The organism is Streptomonospora wellingtoniae, assembly GCF_031845375.1.
Lineage (GTDB): Bacteria > Actinomycetota > Actinomycetes > Streptosporangiales > Streptosporangiaceae > Streptomonospora > Streptomonospora wellingtoniae.
The window spans coordinates 41,207-60,706 of the sequence record NZ_JAVREK010000018.1; the positions used below are offsets into that span (position 1 = coordinate 41,207).

The 19,500-nt window shown below is 74.3% G+C and carries 17 protein-coding genes; 3 read left to right on the forward strand and 14 right to left on the reverse strand.

Annotation, left to right across the window (positions count from 1 at the left end):
* Positions 1–229: 229 nt before the first annotated feature.
* The 11 genes from RM446_RS16700 to RM446_RS16750 form a co-directional block, all read right to left on the reverse strand.
* The gene (locus RM446_RS16700) at positions 230–919 is read right to left on the reverse strand and encodes a sirohydrochlorin chelatase (protein WP_311546246.1); all 690 of its coding nucleotides are present in this window, start codon (positions 917–919) and stop codon (positions 230–232) included.
* Positions 919–2,124 (reverse strand): uroporphyrinogen-III synthase, encoded by a 1,206-nt coding sequence (locus RM446_RS16705; protein ID WP_311546247.1) that lies wholly within the window; start codon positions 2,122–2,124, stop codon positions 919–921. Before RM446_RS16705 ends, RM446_RS16700 begins: the two co-directional genes overlap by 1 nt.
* Positions 2,121–2,498, reverse strand: a complete 378-nt coding sequence (gene nirD, locus RM446_RS16710; RefSeq protein WP_311546248.1) for a nitrite reductase small subunit NirD — start codon at positions 2,496–2,498, stop codon at positions 2,121–2,123. The genes RM446_RS16705 and nirD overlap by 4 nt, the downstream gene beginning before the upstream one ends.
* A 71-nt stretch (positions 2,499–2,569) precedes the next feature.
* The gene (gene nirB, locus RM446_RS16715; protein WP_311546249.1) at positions 2,570–5,131 is read right to left on the reverse strand and encodes a nitrite reductase large subunit NirB; all 2,562 of its coding nucleotides are present in this window, start codon (positions 5,129–5,131) and stop codon (positions 2,570–2,572) included.
* A gap of 233 nt (positions 5,132–5,364) precedes the next feature.
* On the reverse strand, positions 5,365–6,804 hold the full coding sequence (locus tag RM446_RS16720; protein ID WP_311546250.1) for an FAD-dependent oxidoreductase: 1,440 nt from the start codon (positions 6,802–6,804) through the stop codon (positions 5,365–5,367).
* 136 nt (positions 6,805–6,940) lie between these two features.
* A complete protein-coding gene (locus tag RM446_RS16725; protein WP_311546251.1) occupies positions 6,941–9,112 on the reverse strand; it encodes a molybdopterin oxidoreductase family protein in 2,172 nt (723 codons plus the stop codon).
* Positions 9,109–10,524: a nitrate/nitrite transporter gene (locus RM446_RS16730; protein WP_311546252.1), complete on the reverse strand. Its 1,416-nt coding sequence runs from the start codon at positions 10,522–10,524 to the stop codon at positions 9,109–9,111. The genes RM446_RS16725 and RM446_RS16730 overlap by 4 nt, the downstream gene beginning before the upstream one ends.
* Before the next feature lie 179 nt (positions 10,525–10,703).
* Entirely contained in the window at positions 10,704–11,519 is an 816-nt protein-coding gene (locus tag RM446_RS16735; protein ID WP_311546320.1) for a metal ABC transporter permease, read from the reverse strand.
* 44 nt (positions 11,520–11,563) lie between these two features.
* Positions 11,564–12,277: a metal ABC transporter ATP-binding protein gene (locus RM446_RS16740; protein ID WP_311546321.1), complete on the reverse strand. Its 714-nt coding sequence runs from the start codon at positions 12,275–12,277 to the stop codon at positions 11,564–11,566.
* 80 nt (positions 12,278–12,357) lie between these two features.
* Positions 12,358–13,305, reverse strand: a complete 948-nt coding sequence (locus tag RM446_RS16745; protein WP_311546253.1) for a metal ABC transporter substrate-binding protein — start codon at positions 13,303–13,305, stop codon at positions 12,358–12,360.
* Positions 13,306–13,456: 151 nt separating this feature from the next.
* Positions 13,457–14,503: an iron-siderophore ABC transporter substrate-binding protein gene (locus RM446_RS16750; RefSeq protein ID WP_311546254.1), complete on the reverse strand. Its 1,047-nt coding sequence runs from the start codon at positions 14,501–14,503 to the stop codon at positions 13,457–13,459.
* A gap of 358 nt (positions 14,504–14,861) precedes the next feature.
* Between RM446_RS16750 and RM446_RS16755 the strand changes: the two genes are divergently transcribed.
* Positions 14,862–15,656: an MHYT domain-containing protein gene (locus RM446_RS16755; RefSeq protein WP_311546255.1), complete on the forward strand. Its 795-nt coding sequence runs from the start codon at positions 14,862–14,864 to the stop codon at positions 15,654–15,656.
* A gap of 143 nt (positions 15,657–15,799) precedes the next feature.
* Positions 15,800–16,462: a (2Fe-2S)-binding protein gene (locus RM446_RS16760; protein ID WP_311546256.1), complete on the forward strand. Its 663-nt coding sequence runs from the start codon at positions 15,800–15,802 to the stop codon at positions 16,460–16,462.
* Here RM446_RS16760 and RM446_RS16765 read toward each other — a convergent pair.
* Complete coding sequence (locus tag RM446_RS16765) at positions 16,419–16,754, reverse strand: DUF2795 domain-containing protein (protein WP_311546257.1); 336 nt, start codon at positions 16,752–16,754, stop codon at positions 16,419–16,421. The two genes, RM446_RS16760 and RM446_RS16765, sit on opposite strands and share 44 nt — an antisense overlap.
* A 242-nt stretch (positions 16,755–16,996) precedes the next feature.
* Between RM446_RS16765 and RM446_RS16770 the strand changes: the two genes are divergently transcribed.
* Positions 16,997–17,995 carry an aldo/keto reductase gene (locus tag RM446_RS16770; RefSeq protein WP_311546258.1) on the forward strand — a complete coding sequence of 333 codons (999 nt, stop codon included), beginning with the start codon at positions 16,997–16,999 and terminating at the stop codon, positions 17,993–17,995.
* A gap of 32 nt (positions 17,996–18,027) precedes the next feature.
* Here RM446_RS16770 and RM446_RS16775 read toward each other — a convergent pair whose 3' ends face one another.
* Positions 18,028–18,780 (reverse strand): metal-dependent transcriptional regulator, encoded by a 753-nt coding sequence (locus RM446_RS16775; protein WP_311546259.1) that lies wholly within the window; start codon positions 18,778–18,780, stop codon positions 18,028–18,030.
* A 65-nt stretch (positions 18,781–18,845) separates the two neighbouring features.
* Positions 18,846–19,427: a DUF421 domain-containing protein gene (locus RM446_RS16780; protein ID WP_311546260.1), complete on the reverse strand. Its 582-nt coding sequence runs from the start codon at positions 19,425–19,427 to the stop codon at positions 18,846–18,848.
* Positions 19,428–19,500: the final 73 nt, after the last annotated feature.

A 19,500-nucleotide genomic window follows, 5' to 3' on the forward strand; every position in this document is an offset into this window, starting at 1 on the left:
TCCAGGGGGCGACGATCTGCGGGATTGCTCGCTGAATCGGGGGTTTCTGGACTGGTGGCCGATTCTGTGAGATATGCGACGCTAGGTTCGCGTTCATTCACTTCATTGCGGTACGTGACGATTCCCCGGTCCGGCTACTGCCTGTGTCCACCCCCGGCGCGGTCAGCCGTCCCCGCCGGGCCGGCGGCCCCCGGCCCGGGGATGCGCCGGCGCCGGCGCCCGCGCCCGCTCAGGCCGCCGCGCGGACGGCGGCCCGCCGGTAGCGGGCGGCCACGGCCGCAGCGACCCCGGCGTCGGGGCACAGGGGTTCGGCGACGGTGTCGGCCCCGGCCGCGGCGAGGCGCTGATGGAACAGGCCCGGCGCCAGCAGCCACGAGGCAAGCGCCACCCGCCGGTGGCCGCGGGCGCGCAGCCGGCGCACCGCCTCGGCCGCGGACGGCGGGGCGGTGGCCACGTAGCCCACCTCCACCGGCGCGTCCAGCCGGCGCGAGAGCCGCCGCGCGGCGTGGGCCACCTGGGCGCGCGCGGCGGGGTCGGAGGAGCCGGCCGCGGCCAGCACCACGGCGTCGCCGCGCCGCCGCCCGGCCCCGCGCAGCCGGCGCACGGCCGCGTCCAGCAGCCTTTCGTCGGCCCCCAGAGCGCCGGTGAGCACCGCGTCGCCGCGGCCGGCGCGCTCCAGCTGGGCGGGGATGTCCACCCGGACGTGGTAGCCGGCGGCGAGGAACGCGGGCACCACCACGACGGGCCCCTCGACCGCGGCGGCGGCCTCGCCCACGTCGGGCGCGAGCACGTCGGCGAAGCCGAGCCGCACCGGCGCCCCGGTCAGCTCGGCGACGCGGCGGGCCAGGCGGCGGGCCTCGGCGACGCCTCGCGGGTCGCGGGTGCCGTGCACGGCCAGCAGCAGGGTGGCGGGCTCCATCAGTCTCCTCGGGACGCGCACTCTCCCGTGTCCAGCGCGAGCCGGTAGCCGCGCTTGACCACGGTCTGGATGATCCTGGCGTCGCCCAGCGCGCTGCGCAGCCGGGCTACCGCGGTCTCGACCGCATGGGCGTCGCCGTCGCCGCCCAGCGAGGCCAGCAGGTCGGCGCGGTCGCGGACCTGGCCGGGGCGGCGGGCGAGCTCGCGCAGCACCCGCATCAGCGCGGGCGAGACCGGGCAGACCGCGCCGTCGACCAGCGCGGCGTGCCCGCGCAGCCGCAGCCGGTGCCCGGCCACGGGCAGGGCCGGGAAGCGTTCGGGCAGCTCCTCGGCCAGCCGCTTGACCATGGCGCCGATGCGGGCGCGGGCGGGCCACACGGTGGGCACGTCCTCTGCCATGAGCGGGCGGGCGGTGACCGGACCCACGCACATGGCCATGACGTCGCCGCGCAGCCGCTCGACGAGGGGGCGGTGCAGGCCTTGGCGGCGGGCTCGGTCCAGCAGGGCGGCGGCCGCGGGCGCGCTGGTGAAGGTGACGGCGTCGACCCCGCCCGAGGCCGCGTCCTCGATCAGCCGGTCCAGGGGCGCGGTGTCCTCGGGCTCCATCCACCGGTAGACGGGCACCTCCACCACCTCGGCGCCGGCCATGCGCAGCGCGGCGCAGAAGTCGGGCAGCGGCTCGCCGTGCAGCTGCACGGCCACGCGCAGCCCTTCCACACCGGACTCCAGCAGGTAGTCCAGCACCTCGGCCGAGGACTCCGAGGGCGGGGACCACTCCTCGCGCAGCCCGGCGGCGCGGATGGCGCCCTTGGCCTTGGGCCCGCGCGCGAGCACCCGTGCGCAGCCCATGGACCGCACCAGCCGCTCGGCGCTGCCCCAGGTGTCGCAGGCCTCCACCCAGCCGCGGAAGCCGATCCCGGTGGTGGCCACGATCACGTCGGCGGGACGGCGGATCAGCTCTCGCGACGCCGTGGCCAGGCGCTGGTCGTCGCTGAGCGGCACGATGCGCAGCGCCGGGGCGCTGACCACCTCGGCGCCCTTGCGGCGCAGCAGCGCGGCCAGCTCGTCGGCGCGGCGGGCGGCGGTGACGGCGACGGTGAACCCGGCCAGCGGCGCCACGGTGGCGGCGCCGGATGGGGACCGGTCGTCGGCGGGGTCGTCGGGCGCCTCGCGTGCGGCGGGCGCGGTCGGCGGCGTCGATGTCATGTGGATGCCTCGTCCGGTCGGGTGCAGACGTGGACCACGCCCTCGCGCGGCTCCACGGCGTAGATGGGCAGGCCCACGCCGGGATCGTCGAGGCAGCGACCTGTGCGCAGGGAGAACACCTGCTTGAGCATGGGCGAGGCGACGGTGGGCTCGCCCGCCCGGTCGCCGACGATCCCGCGGGCCATCACCGCGGCGCCGCTGAACGGGTCGATGTTGCCCACGGCGTAGAGCACGTCGTCGTACGTGCGGAAGACGGCGACCTGTCCTCCGTCGGGCAGCAGGACGGCGGCGCCGCGTTCGGGAATGAGCCTATCGGAGCCGCAGGCGGCGACCCACGACCGGTCGGGGATCGCGGGAAGGGTGGGCGTGCTCATCGTCGATCCTTTCAGGTGGGCTCGGTCGCCCGGACGCTGACGTGCCGGGGCGGATCGGATCGGCGCGGCGCTCAGCCGAGCGCTCCGGCGGGTTCTGCGGCGCCGGCGGGCACGGCCGGCATCCCCAGCGGGACGGGCCCGGCGGGGACGGGCTGGTCGCGCTCGACGTCGAAGGCGATGGTGGGGTCGGGGGCCTCCGGAGCGTTGGCAAAGGAGACGAAGCGGGCCAGCTTCTCGGGATCCTCCAGCACTCCCCGCCACTCGTCGGCGTAGCCCGCGGTGTGGCGCGCCATGGCCTGTTCGAGGTCGGCGGCGATGCCGAGGCCGTCCTCGACCACGACCGCGTGCAGGTGGTCCAGGCCGCCGTCGAGCTGCTCGATCCAGGCGGCGGTTCGCTGCAGCCGGTCGGCGGTGCGGATGTAGAACATCAGGAACCGGTCGATGTAGCGGACGAGCGTCTCGTCGTCGAGGTCGCCGGCCAGCAGTTCGGCGTGGCGGGGGGTGAACCCGCCGTTGCCGCCGACGTAGAGGTTCCAGCCGCGCTCGGTGGCGATGACGCCGAAGTCCTTGCCGCGGGCCTCGGCGCACTCGCGCGCGCAGCCCGAGACCGCGGACTTGAGCTTGTGCGGTGAGCGCAGGCCCCGGTAGCGCAGCTCCAGCCGGATCGCCATTGCCACCGAGTCCTGCACCCCGTAGCGGCACCAGGTGCTGCCCACGCACGACTTCACCGTGCGCAGCGCCTTGCCGTAGGCGTGGCCCGACTCGAAGCCGGCGTCGACGAGCCGGGCCCACACGGCCGGGAGCTGCTCGACGCGGGCGCCGAGCAGGTCGATGCGCTGAGCGCCGGTGATCTTGGTGTAGAGGCCGAACTCGCGGGCGACCTCGCCAATGGCGATGAGCCGGTCCGGGGTGATCTCGCCGCCGGGCACGCGCGGCACGACCGAGTAGGTGCCGTTGCGCTGGATGTTGGCCAGGAAGTGGTCGTTGGTGTCCTGCAGGGCGGCCTGCTCGCCCTCCAGGATGTGGCCGCCGCCCAGCGAGGCGAGGATGGAGGCCACGGCGGGCTTGCAGACGTCGCAGCCGCGGCCCCGACCGTGGCGGGCGATGAGCTCGGAGAAGGTGGCGACGCCGGTGGCGGTGACGATCTCGACGAGTGCGGCGCGGGAGTGGTCGAAGTGCTCGCACAGGGCGCTGGACTGCTCGATGCCGGAGTCGGCGAGCAGGCTCTTCAGCATCGGCACGCAGGAGCCGCAGCTGGTGCCGGCCCGGGTGCAGGCCTTGACGGCGGGGATGTCGGTGCTGCCCTCGGCGATGGCCGTGCGGATCGCGCTCTTGGTGACGGCGTTGCAGGAGCAGACCTGGGCGTCGTCGGGCAGGGCTGCCACGCCGGCGCCGCCTCCGGAGCCGCCGCGGTCGGGGGCGATGAGGCCGAGGGGGTCGCCGGGCAGATCGCGGCCGACCAGGGGGCGCAGTCCGGCGTAGGCCGAGGCGTCGCCGACGAGGACGCCGCCGAGCAGGGTTGTGGCGTCGTCGGAGACCACGAGCTTGGCGTAGCGGCCGCCGGGCGCGTCGTTGAGCACGACTTCCAGGGCACCGTCGGTGTCGCCCTGGGCGTCGCCGAAGCTGGCCACGTCCACGCCCAGCAGCTTGAGCTTGGTGGAGGTGTCGCCGCCGGAGAACACGGCCGTGCCTCCGGCGATGTTCTCGGCGGCGACCTCGGCCATGGCGTTGCCGGGGGCGATGAGGCCGTAGACGGTGCCTTGGGCGCTGGCGCACTCGCCCACGGCGTAGATGTGCGGGTCGCCGGTGCGGCAGGCGGAGTCGACGGCGACGCCGCCGCGGGGACCGGTCTCCAGGCCGGCGGCGCGGGCGAGCTCGTCGCGGGGGCGCACGCCTACGGAGAAGACGACGATGCCGGCGTCGACGCTGCGCCGGTCGGGCCCCGGCTCGCCCAGCAGTACGCGCAGGCCGCCGCCGTGCGGGGCGGGTTCGATGCCGGTGAGAGCGGCGGCGGTGTGGCAGGCGACGCCGGTGTCGGCGACGAGGCGGCCCAGGACCGCTCCCCCGCCCTCGTCGACTTGGCGGGGCATCAGCCACGGCGCCATCTCGACCACGTGGGGCTGCATGCCCAGCAGCTTGAGCGCGTTGGCGGCCTCCAGGCCGAGCAGACCGCCGCCGATGACGACGCCCGCCGCGTCCGCGCGTCCGGTGGCGGCCTGCGCGGTGGCGGTGATGTGCTCCAGGTCCTCGATGGTGCGGTAGACGTGGCAGCCGGGCAGGTCGCGGCCGGGTACCGGCGGCACGAACGCCGACGAGCCGGTGGCTAGCACCAGCGCGTCGTAGCCCAGCACCCGGCCGGCCGCGGTGGTCACGGTTCGCCCGGCGCGGTCGATCGCGGTGGCGGGCTCGCCCAGCAGCAGCTCGACGCCGGGGTGGCGCCGGAGGTCGGCAAGGCGCAGCTCCTCCTCGCCGGCTCCGTCGAAGTAGGAGGACAGGGCGACGCGGTCGTAGGCGGGCCGGGGCTCCTCGCCCAGGACCGTGATGTGCCAGGGGGTGCCGGCGTCGCGGCTGAGGACGGCCTCGACGAGGCGGTGTCCGACCATGCCGTTTCCGATGACCACGAGCTGTCTCATGCCGGGTTCTTCTCCTCGCTGGTGGGCGGGGCGCCGAGCGCGGAAGGTCGCTGCTCTGTGCCTTTCAGGCAACCCGGGGCGTGTTTCGCGACCGTCAGCCGTCCGTGAAGGAGGTGTTTCGTTTCCCTGTCATCGCAGGTGGCGCGCTGGTGAACGCCGTGACCGTTCGCGGCCGCGTGGGAGCGCGGGCGCGGCGCGGCGCGCCGGGCCGGGCCGCGGCCGGGGAGCCGCGGTCAGGGGGCGGGGACGGGGCGGGCGTCGTTCCAGCCGGCGAGCAGGGCGTCGACGTCGCGGGTGCAGCCGCCGCAGCCGGTGGTGGCGCGGGTGGCGGCGGCGATGTCGGGGCGGGTGCGGGCGCCGTCGAGCCAGGCGGCCTCCACGCCGGCGCGGGTGACGGCGTTGCACCGGCATACGAGGGGGTCGGCGGCGCCGGCGCCGGTCTCCTCGGTTTCGGGTGCGGGGCGGCCGGTGAGCAGGGCGAGGCGGTCGGCGGGCACCGGGGCGCCGTCGTCGTACATCCGGGCGATCTCGGCGGCGGGGTCGGCGAAGCCGAGCAGCACGGCGCCGACGATCCGCTCCCCCCGCACCGAGAGCTTGGCGTAGCGGCCGCCGTGGGCGTCGGCGATGGTGACGGTCTCGGCGGTGTCGTCGGCCTCGGCCTCGCCCATGCTGGTGAGCTCGATGCCTTCGGCCTTGAGGCGGGTGACGGGGCGCGCGCCGGTGTAGCGGGCCTCGGGGCGGGTGCCGGTGAGGCGGTCGGCGAGTACGGCGGCCTGCTCCCAGCCGGGCTGGACGAGTCCGGCGCCGCCGCCGGGGTGCTGGGCGCAGTCGCCGATGGCGTGCACCCGGGGGTCGTCGGTGGCCAGGGTGTCGTCGACGAGGACGCCGTGCTCGGCCTCGATCCCGGCGCGAGCGGCGAGCCCGGTGTTGGCCTTGACCCCGGCGGTGACCACGAGGGCGTCGCCGGCCAGGACACGGCCGTCGTCGAGCTCCAGCCCGGTGCCGGGCAGCCAGCGGGCGGCCACGCGCCAGGAGTGCACGGCCACGCCGAGGACGCCGTACTGCTCGGCGAGGATCCGGGCGGCGGGCCGGTCGATCTGGCGGCGCATGATCCAGGGCGAGGACTCCACGAGCGAGACGCGCATGCCGCGCTCGGCCAGCGCTCGGGCGGCCTCCAGGCCGAGCACGCCGCCGCCGAGTACGACGACGGGCCCGCCCGGACGGGCCAGAGCGGACAGGCGGCGGCAGTCGGCGAGGTCGCGCAGGGCGGTGACACCCTGTTCGGGGGCGCCGTCGGCGGCGGCCAAACCGGGGATGGGAGGGAACGCGGCCCGGGCTCCGGTGGCCAGTACGAGGTCGTCGTAGTCCAGGCCGGTGCCGTCGTCCAGGGCCACCCGGCGCCGGGCGGGCTCCAGCGCGACGGCGGCGGTTCCGGTGCGCACCGCCATCGAGGGGGCTTCTGGCACGGGCAGGCGGATGTCCTCGGGCGCGTAGCGACCGGCGAGGACTCCGGGCAGAAGGACGCGGTTGTAGGCGGCCTCGTCCTCGGCGCCCACGACGGTGACGCCGACGCGCTCGCCGACGGGATCGCGCCGGGCGACCTCCTCGGCGAAGCGGGCGCCGACCATGCCGTTGCCGATCACCACGATGCGGCGCGCGGTGTGTTGGACCATGGCGTGTCGGTGCCGGCCGCGGCGAGCGGTGCGCCGCGCGGGCACCGGCCTCCTTTCCTATGGGACCTTTGCTTCGGGGTGCCGGGCTCGCGGGCACCGGCTCCCGGTCTCTCCTCGGCTCAGGGGCGGCAGGGTCTCAGCCGCCGGCGGGGCGGGCCGGGCCGCGTCGCCCGGCTCCGGCGCCCGCGGCCGGGGCGGCGGCGCCTGCGTTCTGGGAGGAGGCGGCGCGTGCGTCCTGCGGAGGGTCGGAGCGCTCCAGCCGAACGGCGCTGACCTTGAACTCCGGCATCCGGCTCACCGGATCCAGCACCGGGTTGGTCAGATTGTTGGCCGCCTGCTCCCCGCCGTAATGGAACGGCAGGAACACCGTGTCGGTCCGCGCGCCGGCCCGGTAGCGCACCCGCGCCAGCGTCGCCCCGCGCCGCGACACCACCCGCGCCCAGCCCCCGTCGTCCAGCCCCGCACGGGCACCGGTGTCAGGATGGACCTCCACACAGGCCTCCGGCTCGGCCTCAGCCAACTCGCCGATACGCCGCGTCTGGGCCCCCGACTGGTAATGGCCCATCAACCGGCCCGTCGTCGCGATCAGCGGGAACTGCGCGTCGGCCTCCTCAGCGGCGCCCCGGTGGCCCACCGCCGCGAACCGCGCCCGCCCGTCCGCATGGGCGAAACCCTCCAAAAACATCCGCGGTGTGCCGGCCCCCGGCCCGGGCACCGGCCAGAACAGCTCCTCGCCCGCCTCCAGCCGCTGCGGGCTCACCCCCGCGTAGTCCGCCCCGCCCCCGGCCGAGGCCCGGCCCAGCTCGGCCAGAACCGCGTCCGCCCCGGCCGGAAAGCGCTGATCGGGCTGGCCCAACCGCCGCGCCAGGCCGCTGATGACCTCCAGGTCGGTGCGCACCCCGGGCGGCGGGTCGAGCACGGCACGGCGCCGCAGGAGGCGCCCCTCCAGGTTGGTCATCGTTCCGGTCTCCTCGGCCCACTGGGCCACCGGCAGCACCACATCGGCCATCGCCGCGGTTTCCGACATCACGAAGTCGCAGGTCACCAACAGATCCAAGGCGGACAACCGGTCTCGGACACGCCCTGCCTCCGGCGCCGAAACCGCGGGATTGGACCCCATCAGCAGCAGGGCCTTGGGCCCGGCCGCGGTGCCCAGCGAATCCAGCAGCTCGAACGCGCTGGGACCCGGACCGGGCAGCTCGCCGGCATCGACCCCCCACACGCCCGCCACGTGCGCGCGGGCGGCCGGGTCGTCGATCCTGCGGTAGCCCGGCAGCTGGTCGGCCTTCTGCCCGTGCTCGCGCCCGCCCTGCCCGTTGCCCTGGCCCGTGATGCAGCCGTAGCCCGACCCCGCACGCCCGCACAAACCCAGCGCCAGCGCCAGGTTGATCCAGGCCGAGACGGTGTCGGTGCCCGTGGCGTGCTGCTCGGCGCCGCGCCCGGTCAGCACATAGGCCCCCCGGGCGGTGCCCAGCGCTCGGGCGGCCGCGCGCACCAGATGCGCCGGAACCCCGGTGACCTGCTCGGTCCGCTCGGGCCAGAACGCGGCCGCGTACTTCCACGCCTCGTCGAAGCCGCTGGTGCGCGCACCGATGTAGTCGCCGTCCAGCAGGTCCTGGGCGCGGGCCGAATGCAGCAGCCCCAGTGCCAGCGCCAGGTCCGTGCCCGGGCGCGGCGCCAGGTGCAGCCCTCCGCGTTCCCGAGCGAATTCGGCCGTGGCCGAGCGCCGCGGGTCGACCACGATCAGCCGCGGCCCCGAGAGGTGGCCCATCATCGGCGGCATGGTCTCGGCCGGGTTCGCCCCGGCCAGGAGCACCACCTCGGCGGAGGCCACATCGGGCAGCGGGAACCCCAGCCCCCGGTCCAGGCCGAAGGCCCGGATGCCCGCCGCGGCGGCCGAGGACATGCAGAACCGGCCGTTGTAGTCGATCCGGGAGGTGCCCAGCGCCAGGCGCGCGAACTTGCCCAGCAGGTAGGACTTCTCGTTGGTCAGTCCGCCGCTGCCGAAGACCGCCACCGCGTCCGGGCCGTGCTGCTCGCGCACCCCCGCCATGCGGCCGGCCACGAAGTCCAGCGCCTCGTCCCAGCCGGTCTCGGCGAACTCCCCCGTGCCGCCGGTGCGCACCAGCGGCCGCACCAGGCGCTGGGGCGAGTGCAGCAGCTGGGCCGCACTCCAGCCCTTGCGGCACAGCCCGCCCCGGTTGGTGGGGAAGTCCGCGGGCCGCACCGCCGGTTGCCCGTCCGGGCCCGCCTCCACATGCATCGCACACTGCAGCGCGCAGTAGGGGCAGTGGGTGGCCGTGCTCATCGCCCCGCACCGCCGGTCTCGGCCCGAGGGGGTTCGGCCGGGGCCGGAGCGGGCGGGGCGCCGGCGCCGCCCCGGGGGCGGCGCACATAGACCCGGTAGACCACACCCAGGCAGACCAGGTAGAAGACGAGGAAGGCCCCGTAGGCGGGGATCGCGTCGCCGAAGCTCAGGAACGACTGGCGGAAGGCCAGGTTGATGGCCACGCCGCCCAGGGCGCCGGACGCCCCGACCAGGCCCAGCACCGCGCCGGAGATGCGCTTGTTCTCGGCGTGGGCCTGCTGCGCGGGCACCCCGGCGGCGATCTCGTTCTCGGCCCGGGCGGCGTAGACGGCCGGGATCATCTTGTAGGTCGAGCCGTTGCCGATGCCGGTGAGCAGGAACAGGACGATGAACCCGGCGGTGAACAGTGCCAGCGACTCCTGCAGCGAGGCACTCACGATCACAGCGGTGCCCGCCGCCATCGCGCCGAAGTTCACAAGACTCACCCGCGCCCCGCCGAACCGGTCGGCGAGCCGCCCGCCGAGTGGGCGGATCAGCGAGCCCAGCAGCGGGCCGAGGAAGGTCACGGTGGCGGCCTCCAGCGGGGTGCGGCCGAACTGGTTCTGCAGCAGCAGCCCGAAGGCGAAGGAGAACCCGATGAACGAGCCGAAGGTGCCGACGTAGAGGAAGGACATGATCCAGAAGTGGCGGTCCTTGGCGGCGGCGATCTGGGCGCCCGCGTCGGCACGGGCGCCGGTGAGGTTGTCCATGCGCGTCCAGGCCACGGCCGCGGCCACCAGCAGCAGGGGGATGTAGAGCGCGGCCAGCAGGTGGCCCTGGGCGGCGCCGAAGGCGGCGATGACGCCCAGCCCGGCGAGCTGGACGGTGGCCACGCCGACGTTGCCGCCGCCGGCGTTGAGCCCCAGCGCCCAGCCCTTGCTGCGCTCGGGGAAGAAGGAGTTGATGTTGGCCATCGACGAGGAGAAGTTCCCCCCGCCCAGCCCGGCGGTGGCCGCCAGCACCAGAAACAGCCAGAAGGGGGTGTCGGGCCGCTGGATGAGCACCACCGCCAGCGCGGTGGGCACCAGCAGCGCACCCGCCGAGACCAGCGTCCAGTTGCGCCCGCCGAACCTGGGAACGGCCAGGGTGTAGGGCACCCGCAGGATCGCGCCGACCAGGGAGACGACCGAGACCAGCAGGAACTTCTGCGCCGGGGTGTAGTCGAACCCGGTCTCGGGGGTCATGAACAGGGTCAGCACCGACCACAGGCTCCACACCGAGAACCCGATGTGCTCAGCGAGGATCGAGGCCCACAGGTTGCGGTTGGCCACCCGCCGCCCCGTCGTGTTCCAGAACGCGGTGTCCTCGGGCGCCCAGTGGTCGATCCAGCGCCCGCCGGCGCTGTTCCGGGTCGTCGTGCTCTGTGCGGTCACGGCCTGGCCTTCCTCGGTCGACACCTGGCTTCGCCTGATGCGACCGAAGGTATGCAGCCGGGGTTGCCGGGGCGTGTCCTGCCGTAACACTCGCGAAACGGAGCGCTCACCGTCGCCGGCGGGCCGCGGTGAGATCGACTGGGAGCCGCGGCGGGCGCGCGCCGCCGCGGCTCCCCTGGTCAGCCCGTGCGGACCGGAGTGCGGCGCAGCCGGCGGGCGAGGACGCCGTGTCGGGGCGCGAACAGGTAGGCCAGCACGAACCCGCACGCCTGGGCCACCACGATGGCGCCGCCGGTGGCGATGTCGGCGTGGAAGCTGGCGTAGGTGCCCAGGACCGAGGCGGTCGCCGAGACCGCCGCGGCGATGGCGAGCATGCGCTCGAACCGGTCGGTGAGCAGGTAGGCGGTCGCGCCGGGGATCACGACCATCGCCACGACCAGGATGATGCCGACCGCCTGCAGCGCGACGACCACGGTCACCGAGAGCAGCGCCAGCAGGAGCGCCTCCAGGCGGCGCGGGCTCAGGCCGATGGCGTGGGCGTGGACCGGGTCGAAGGCGTAGAGGGTGAGGTCGCGGTGCTTGGCCAGTACCACGGCGAGCGTCAGCGCCGCCATGGCCAGGATCTGCACGATCTCGGAGTCGGATACGCCCAGGACGTTGCCGAAGAGGATGTGCATCAGGTCGGTCTGGGAGGGGATGCGGGAGATCAGCACCACGCCGATGCCGAACATGGCGGTGAACACGATGCCGATCGCCGCGTCCTCCTTGATGCGGGAGGTGCGGTTGACCGCGCCGATCAGGGCGACCGAGCCCGCGCCGAAGACGAGCGCGCCCACGGCGAAGGGCAGTCCGAGCAGGTAGGAGAGCACGACTCCGGGCAGCACGGCGTGGGAGACCGCGTCGCCCAGCAGCGACCACCCGGTCAGCGTCATCCAGCAGGACAGCAGGGCGCAGACGACTCCGGCCACGACACTGACCAGCAGCGCCCGCTGCATGAAGTCGAACTGCAGCGGAACGGCGAAGAACTCGGCGAGCAGGTTCACGCGGCACTGCCTTCGGCGTGCGCCGCGATGCCGAAGGCCTCCAGCAGCCGCTGGGGCGTGAGCACGTCGGTGGGCGGCCCGTGGGCGAGGAGGCGGTGCTGCAGCAGCACGGCCTCGTCGCACAGGTCGGGCACCCCGGCCAGGTCGTGGGTGGAGACGAGCAGGGTGTGGCCCTCGTCGCGCATGCCCGACAGCACCTCGGTGATGGTGGCCTCGGAGCGCTTGTCGACGCCGGCGAAGGGTTCGTCGAGCAGGAACACGCGGGCGCCCTGGGCGATGCCGCGGGCCACGAACGCGCGCTTGCGCTGCCCGCCGGAGAGGGCGCCGATCTGACGGTGGGCCAGGTCGGACAGCCCGGTGCGCTCCAGGGCCTGCGCGACGGCGGCGCGGTCGGCGCGGCGCGGCCGCCGGGCCGGGCCCATGCGGCCGTAGCGGCCCATCATCACCACGTCGGACACGCGAACCGGGAAGGCCCAGTCGACCTGCTCGGACTGGGGCACGTAGCCGACCAGCCCGCGCTTGCGGGCGGCGGCGGGGTCGGCGCCCAGGATGCGCACGCTGCCGGACTCGGCCGCGGTCAGACCCATGATCGCGGTGAACAGGGTGGACTTGCCCGAGCCGTTCGCGCCGAGCAGGCCGCAGATGCGGCCCCGGCCCACGCTCAGTGTGACGTCCTCCAGGGCGAGGACCTCGCCGTAGCGCACGGTCACGCCGTCGGTGCGGACGGCGGGCGGTGCGGAGGGCCCGGGCGCCTGCCGGGCCGCCCCGGCCGCCTCGGGCTCGGTTGCGTTCACGCGTCCTCCTGGCGGGTGAGTCCGGAGGCGATGGCCTCGGTGTCGTAGCGCAGCAGGTCCAGGTAGGTGGGAACGGGGCCGCCGGGCTTGGACAGGGAGTCGACGTAGAGGGCGGGCCCGAGCTCGGCGCCGCTCTCATCGGCCACCTGGCGCTGGGAGCCGGCGTTGACGGTGGTCTCGCAGAAGACGGTGGGCACGTCGTTGTCGCGGACGAACTCCACGACGGAGGCGACCTGGCGCGGGGTGGCCTGGGTGTCGGCGTTGACGGCCCACAGGTAGCGCTCGCTCAAGCCGGCGTCGCGCGCCAGGTAGGAGAAGGCGCCCTCGCAGGTGACCAGGGCGCGCTGGGACGGGGGGACGCGGGACAGGTCGCCGGCGAGCTCCTCGCCGATCCGCCCGATGCTGCGCTTGTAGTCCTCGGCATCGGCGGTGTAGTCCTCGGCGCGGGCGGGGTCGAGTTCGCTGAGCGCGTCGGCGATGTTGTCGACGTAGACCCCGGCGTTGTCCGGGGACATCCAGGCGTGCGGGTTGGGTTCGCCTTGGTAGCCCCCGGCGGTGATGGGGATCGTCTCGACGCCTTCGGAGGCGGTTGCGGTGGGGGCGTCGATGCGTTCGGTGAACTGGGCGAACCAGCCTTCCAGCCCGAGGCCGTTGTGCACGACGAGGTCGGCGCCGGCGCCGCGCACGAGGTCGTCGGGGGTGGGCTCGTAGGCGTGGATCTCGGACCCGGGGCGGGTGATCGAGACGACCTCGACCCGGTCGCCGGCGACGTTGCGGACCATGTCGGCCAGCACGGTGAAGGTGGTCACCACGGTGAGTCCGCCGTCCTCGGCGGCCGGCTCCGACAGGGCGCAGGCGGTGGTCGCCGCCAGCACCGCCGCCGCGGCGGCCGCGGCCGCTGCGGCGGAGCGGATTGAGCCGTGGCGATCTTCGATGTTCGGCACGCCTAACTAATACCATAGGCGGGCCTGTTCGGGCAGGCGAACGGCCCCCGCGAGAAGCGGGCGCCCCCGCCGCGGGCCGCATCGGCGGATGCGGTCGCAGAGGGGGCGCCCTTCTGCGGTGCCGGGGGCATGCCCCAACGGGCCGTTCGCGTCAGGCGGAGGCGTCGGCCCCGCCCTCGGCGGCCTTGCCGAGGTCCTCGACGAAACCGTCCATCACCCAGGGGATGGTCAGCGGGTTGGGAGTGGAGATCGCCATCGACTTGGCCGGGTCCACGTAGCCGACGTAGGCGTCGTCCTGGACCGCGTCGATCTTCTGGAAGACGGGGTTGTCCTCCATCTTCTTGCGCTCCTGGTCGCTGTTGAACCACATGACGAGCACGTCGGCGTCGACCTTGTCGGAGTTCTCCTGGCTGAGCGTCCCGTAGAACTGGCCGTCGGCCACGGACAGGTCGTCGGTGAAGCCGGCCGGCTGGAGACCGAGCTGGTTCATGATGACGACGCGGGCGTCCTTCTCGACGTAGAAGCCGAACTCGCCGGTGGAGGGGATGAGCGTGCCCACGGCGTAGCTCGTGCCCTCGAACTCGGGGTGCTTCTCGGACAGCCCGTCGATGTAGGAGGCGGTCTCGTCCGCGATCTCGCGGGCCTCCTCCTCCTTGCCGACGGCCTTGCCGATGGTGACCGTCTGCTCCTGCCAGCCGGTCATCCAGGGCTCCTCGAGGTAGGGGATGGTGGGGGCGACCTCGGAGAGCTGCTTGTACTCCTTCTGCGTCATCCCCGACTGCACGCCCAGCACCAGGTCGGGGGCGAGGTTGGCGACCTGCTCGGCGGAGATGCCGTCGTCGGTGTTGACCAGCTCGGGCTTTTCCGCGCCCATCTCCTCGATCTTCGCGAGGTCCCAGGGCAGGTAGCCCTCCTCGTCGCCGGCGTAGGTGGAGGCGTTCATACCCACCGGGACGATGCCCAGCTCCAGCAGGGTGGCCTCGTCGGACCAGCCCACGGTGACGATGCGCTCGGGCTTCTGCTCGATCGTGGTGGAGCCGTGGGCGTGCTCGATGGTCACCGGCGACCAGTCGCCCCCGGAGCCGCCGGAGTCGTTGTCGGATCCGGAGGGGGCTCCGCAGCCGGCGGCGGCCAGGGCCGCGGCCGCGACCAGGGCGATTCGGGCAAGGGGGGCCGGAGCCCTCGTCAGCGAAGGCATGGGTGGGGCCTTTCTCAGGTCAGGGACACAACTATCGCCTCAACAGCAAGGTGAGGCTACCCTAAACCACGATTCACCCGGTTTGTCACCCGGGGGCGCCGCACACATGCCGAAGGCGCCGGCCACGGCCGCCCCAGCACCCCGGCACACCGGACCCGCCGGTCCTACCGGCCCCACAAGGAGCCCGTACACCCCACCGCACTCCGACCTCGCGGCACCGCGGCGGACACCCGCGGACCGGTGGCCGCATACGGACACCGGGCACCCCCCGACACCGTTCCAGCACGCCACTACGGTTGCTTTCCTCTTCCCTTATTAACCCCAAATCGGGATGAACTTCCCCCTCAGGACGTCCCTCATGATCGAACACTTCACCTACGGGTGGACGACGCCCGCCATCGCCTACGCCGTCTCCTTCATCGGCTCCTTCATCGGCCTGCAGACGGCGGCGCGCGCACGGAGCAGCACCGGCGGCGTCCGCGCAGGGTGGCTCGTCTTGGCCTCGGTCTCCCTGGGCGCCGCCGGGATCTGGGCGATGCACTTCATCGCGATGATGGGCTCCTCGGTGCAGTCGCTCACGCTGCGCTACGACGTGGTGCTGACCGTGCTCAGCGGGCTGCTCGCCGTCGCCGCCGTGTCCGCCGCCCTGTTCTGGACCACCGTCCGCCCCGGCCGGCTCGCGATACCGGGCGGCGGGGCGGTCATGGGTCTGGGCGTGGTGGCGATGCACTACACCGGCATGGCCTCCATCCGGATGCAGGCCGACGCGGTCCACGACCCGTTCTACACGGCCGCCGCCGCGGTCGTCGCCTTGGCCGCCTCCGCCCTGGTCCTGCTGTTCTCTCTGCGGCTACAGGGGCCGGCGGCGACGCTGCTGGGCTCGCTGGTCATGGCGGCAGCCGTCTCGGCCGTGCACTACACCGCGATGTTCGGCATGAGCGTCACCGCGCTCCCCCAGACCCCGTTCGACGCCGAGCCCTCGGGCGCCGCCATGATGGACTTCTTCCTGCCGGTGTTCGTGGGCCTGGGCTTGCTGCTGATGGTCATCTCCCTGATACTGCTGCTCTCACCCGCCGAGGACGACGACGCTCGGCGGCCGAGCCGCTCTCCGGTGCCGCCGGTCCGCGACTCGGTGTTCGACCGGAGGCACTGACCATCGACCCCGCCCTGCGCGCGGCGCTGGCCGACGCCGGCGCCGTCAACGCCTTCTTCGCCGTCGAGACCGGTCCGGCGGCAGCGGGCGCGCGGCACCCGCTGCCCGCGCTGTGGGAGCGCGGCCGGCTGCTGGAGGGCGAGGTGGCGGCCGTGCGCGCCGGGCTGGCCGCGGCGATCGGGCGCCCGATCGCCGCGGTCGAGCAGCGCACCGCGGCTTCCCTTGCCTACCAGGGGCTGGCCTCACGGCTGCTCTCGCCCCAAGTGGCCGCCGTGCTGTGTCACGGCGTCCTCGCACCGGCCGCGGCACTGCGCTGGTATGCGGCCGACGGACGGCTGCGCCTCGCGCTCGGCGAGGGCGCCGGCGCCGCCGCGGCCGGGGACCGCCCGCGCGCCGAGGAGGCCGCCGACCTGGTGGCCGAACACGTCGTCGGCGCCGTGCTGACGCCCCTCGCCGACGCGGTGCGCGCACACGCGCGGCTGGCGCCGCGCCTGCTCTACGGCAATGCGGCCTCGGCGCTGGCGGGAGCGGCAGCGACGCTTGCGGAGGCCCGGCCCGAACACGCCGCCGACGCCTACGCGCTGGCCCGCCTCCTGCTGGGGCGGCCGCCGTTGCGCGGGCTGGGCGGCTTCGCCCACGCTGCGCCGGGCCCCGGGGCGTTCACCCGCACCACCTGCTGCCTGTACTACCGGGCCGCCGCCGGCGCGGTCTGCGGCGACTGCCCCATCGCCGCGCGCGGCGCACGGCGCGCGGCACACGGCGTCAGGAGCCGCGGTTCTCGCCCAACTCCTCCTCGATGGGGTTGACCGGCCCGGTCTCCTTGGCGCGCTCGGAAACGCCGGGCTTGGTGTGGTGCCTGCGCTGCTGAGCGCGGTCGGACTCGTCGCGCTTCTGCCCGCCGAGCTCGTCCTGGGGCACGGCGCGCAGCACCTCGTTCGGCTCGTTGAAGTCCGCCCTCGGCATGGCCTGCAGGGCGCTGAGGAGGAACCGGTCGGCGCCCTGCTCCTGGGCGTACTCCACGATCCGGTCCTTGCCCACGGGAAAGTCCAGACCGGACAGGATGCGCTTCAGCCCTTCGATGTCGTGCAGAACCGCCATCGGGGTCTCCTTTCGCTCGGTCGCCGCCCCGGTGGCCGCACACTCCGGCGCTGCACGCAGGACCGGATCAGGGCACCGGGCGTTCACCCGCCGACTACCCGCCGCCCCCGCCGGCATTCGCGGCGCACCGGCGCCGCCCGGTGATCCGGGTGATCCGGCATGCGATCGGTGCAACCATGCCCTTGATATCGATGATAACGTATCACCGTTAGCCAATATCGGATATCGACGTTAGGACCGTCATGGCGACCATGGAGACGCGCCGACTGGGCAGCACCGGACCGCAGGTCTCGGCCCTGGGCCTGGGGATGATGGGCATGTCCGACCTCTACGGCCCGGCCGACCGCGACGAGGCGGTGGCCACCGTGCACGACGCGCTGGACGCCGGTGTCACCCTGCTCGACACCGGCGACTTCTACGGCATGGGCGACAACGAGATGCTGCTGAGGGACGCGCTGCGGGAGCGCGACCGCGGCAACGCCGTCATCAGCGTGAAGTTCGGTGCCCTGCGCGGCCCTGACGGCGCCTGGTCGGGCAGCGACGCCCGGCCCGAGGCGGTGCGCAACTTCCTCGCCTACTCACTGCGCCGCCTGGGCACCGACCACATCGACGTCTACCGCCCCGCCCGCCTCGACCCCGCGGTACCGGTGGAGGAGACGGTGGGGGCCATCGCCGAGATGGTCGAGGCAGGCTACGTGCGCCACATCGGGCTGTCGGAGGTCGGCGCGCAGACGCTGCGGCGCGCCGCAGCCGTCCACCCCATCTCCGACCTGCAAATCGAGTACTCGCTCCTGTCGCGCGGCGTCGAGGACGAGATCCTGCCCACCGCCCGCGAGCTGGGCGTCAGCGTGACCGCCTACGGCGTCCTCTCCCGCGGACTGCTCTCGGGCCACTGGAGCAGCGGGCGCGACCTGGGGCCCGGCGACTTCCGCGCCGCCAGCCCGCGGTTCCGCGACGGGAACGTGCAGCACAACCTGGAGCTGGTCGAGGCGCTGCGCTCCGCCGCCGAGGCCAAGGGCCTCACCCCCGCCCAGGCGGCCATCGCCTGGGTCGCCGCGCGCGGCGACGACATCGTGCCGCTGGTGGGCGCGCGCCGGCGCGAGCGCCTCGCCGAGTCCCTGAGCGCGGCGGCGTCCGGGCTGACCGCCGAGGAGGCCGCGGAGATCGAGAAGGCGGTGCCGCGCGGCGCCGCGGCGGGCGAGCGCTACCCTGAGGCGCAGATGCCGCACGTGCCCGCGTGAGGCCGGCGGCCGGGGGATGCGCGGGGCGGCCGTCAGGACCGCGGGCGCGACGGGCCCCGCTCTCCCTCGCCGGAGCCGCCGCCGGTGTGGCCGTGCTCGTGCGCGGGCGCGACCCACACCGCTTCGGCGGCGACCAGTCCCAGTGCCTGCTCGCGCTGCTCGCCGGGGGCGCCGGTGCGCACGATCAGCGGCCCGCCGAAGGGCCGGCGCTCCACCAGCTCGACGCGCATGCCGATGCCGATGTCCTGCTCGGCGAGATGGCGCAGCAGGTCGGGATCGGAGTCGTTGACCCGCACGATGACGCCGGTGGTGCCCTCGTCCGCGGCCGAGAGCAACTGGGTCTCGCGCTCGGGCACGCTTCCCTCGCGGGTGGGGATGGGGTCGCCGTGCGGGTCGACGGCCGGGTCGCCCAGGTAGGCGGCGATGCGGTCGACGAACCGGTCGGAGACGACGTGCTCGAGGATCTCGGCCTCGTCGTGGACCTCGTCCCAGGAGTAGCCCAGCGCCTCGACCAGGTAGGTCTCCAGCAGCCGGTGGCGGCGCAGGACGGCCAGGGCCGCCTTGTCGCCGGTCTCGGTGAGGCGCACGTCGCCGTAGCGGCGGTGGGACACCAGCCCCAGCTCGCCGAGTTTGCGCAGCATGCCCGAAACCGAGGAGTTGGACACCGAGAGCCGCTCGGCCATCGCCGATATCGTCACCGGGCCGGAACCGCGCTCCTGCAGGTCGTAGATGACCTTCACGTAGTCCTCGACCGAGGTGGACGGCCGCTCGGATGCGTTCTCCATGGTCGCCACGGTATCGCGCCCGGCCCCGCCGGCGCGTCCGCGGCCGGACCGCCGGGCGCGGCCGCTCACTGCCGCGGGGGCCCCTGCTCCAGCAGCTCCTCGATCCGCCGCAGCCGCTCGTGCAGGGCGGCGACGTCGGCGCTCGTGGCCGGGCGCCGGTCGGGGCGCATCTCCACCAGCACGGCGCCGCCGGGTTCGAGGACGACGCTCGTGGTGTCGGCGACGCTGCGCGCCCCCTGCCGCTTGATCAGCACGTCGACGTCGGAGCGGCGCACGGCCAAGCGCCGCAGGGCCGAGCCGACGTAGCGCCCGTCGCGCGCCAGCACCGTGGGGGTCCCGTTGAGCACACTCCAGGTCCACGAGCGGGCCGTGGCTGCGCGCACCACCAGGGCGTCCACCACGAGCAGGACGACCGCGCCGAGCACGCCGCCAACCAGGGAGTAGTCCTGGCCGATGATGGCATTCTGCACCACGTTGGCCAGCAGGAGCATCACGGCCAGGTCCATGGTGTTGATCTGGGCGGTGTCGCGCTTGCCCAGGACGCGCAGCAGCACCGCCAGCGCCGCGTAGATCGCGACCGTGCGGATCACCTTCTCCACCGGCGGCACGCCGATGACCACCAGGTCGCTCCAGATTCCGCTCCACATGGCCGGCCGTCTCCGTCTCGGGTAAGGGTGGGCTGGCTCTCCCGGGTTCGGGGCGCGGCGCCGGTTCCGCCGC

Excerpts from the sequence above, each read along its gene's own strand:
- RM446_RS16700 (WP_311546246.1), bottom strand. The coding sequence starts at position 919 with ATGGAGCCCGCCACCCTGCTGCTGGCCGTGCACGGCACCCGCGACCCG.
- RM446_RS16705 (WP_311546247.1), bottom strand. The coding sequence starts at position 2,124 with ATGACATCGACGCCGCCGACCGCGCCCGCCGCACGCGAGGCGCCCGAC.
- nirD (WP_311546248.1), bottom strand. The coding sequence starts at position 2,498 with ATGAGCACGCCCACCCTTCCCGCGATCCCCGACCGGTCGTGGGTCGCC.
- nirB (WP_311546249.1), bottom strand. The coding sequence starts at position 5,131 with ATGAGACAGCTCGTGGTCATCGGAAACGGCATGGTCGGACACCGCCTC.
- RM446_RS16720 (WP_311546250.1), bottom strand. The coding sequence starts at position 6,804 with ATGGTCCAACACACCGCGCGCCGCATCGTGGTGATCGGCAACGGCATG.
- RM446_RS16725 (WP_311546251.1), bottom strand. The coding sequence starts at position 9,112 with ATGAGCACGGCCACCCACTGCCCCTACTGCGCGCTGCAGTGTGCGATG.
- RM446_RS16735 (WP_311546320.1), bottom strand. The coding sequence starts at position 11,519 with ATGCAGCGGGCGCTGCTGGTCAGTGTCGTGGCCGGAGTCGTCTGCGCC.
- RM446_RS16750 (WP_311546254.1), bottom strand. The coding sequence starts at position 14,503 with ATGCCTTCGCTGACGAGGGCTCCGGCCCCCCTTGCCCGAATCGCCCTG.
- RM446_RS16755 (WP_311546255.1), top strand. The coding sequence starts at position 14,862 with ATGATCGAACACTTCACCTACGGGTGGACGACGCCCGCCATCGCCTAC.
- RM446_RS16765 (WP_311546257.1), bottom strand. The coding sequence starts at position 16,754 with ATGGCGGTTCTGCACGACATCGAAGGGCTGAAGCGCATCCTGTCCGGT.
- RM446_RS16770 (WP_311546258.1), top strand. The coding sequence starts at position 16,997 with ATGGCGACCATGGAGACGCGCCGACTGGGCAGCACCGGACCGCAGGTC.
- RM446_RS16775 (WP_311546259.1), bottom strand. The coding sequence starts at position 18,780 with ATGGAGAACGCATCCGAGCGGCCGTCCACCTCGGTCGAGGACTACGTG.
- RM446_RS16780 (WP_311546260.1), bottom strand. The coding sequence starts at position 19,427 with ATGTGGAGCGGAATCTGGAGCGACCTGGTGGTCATCGGCGTGCCGCCG.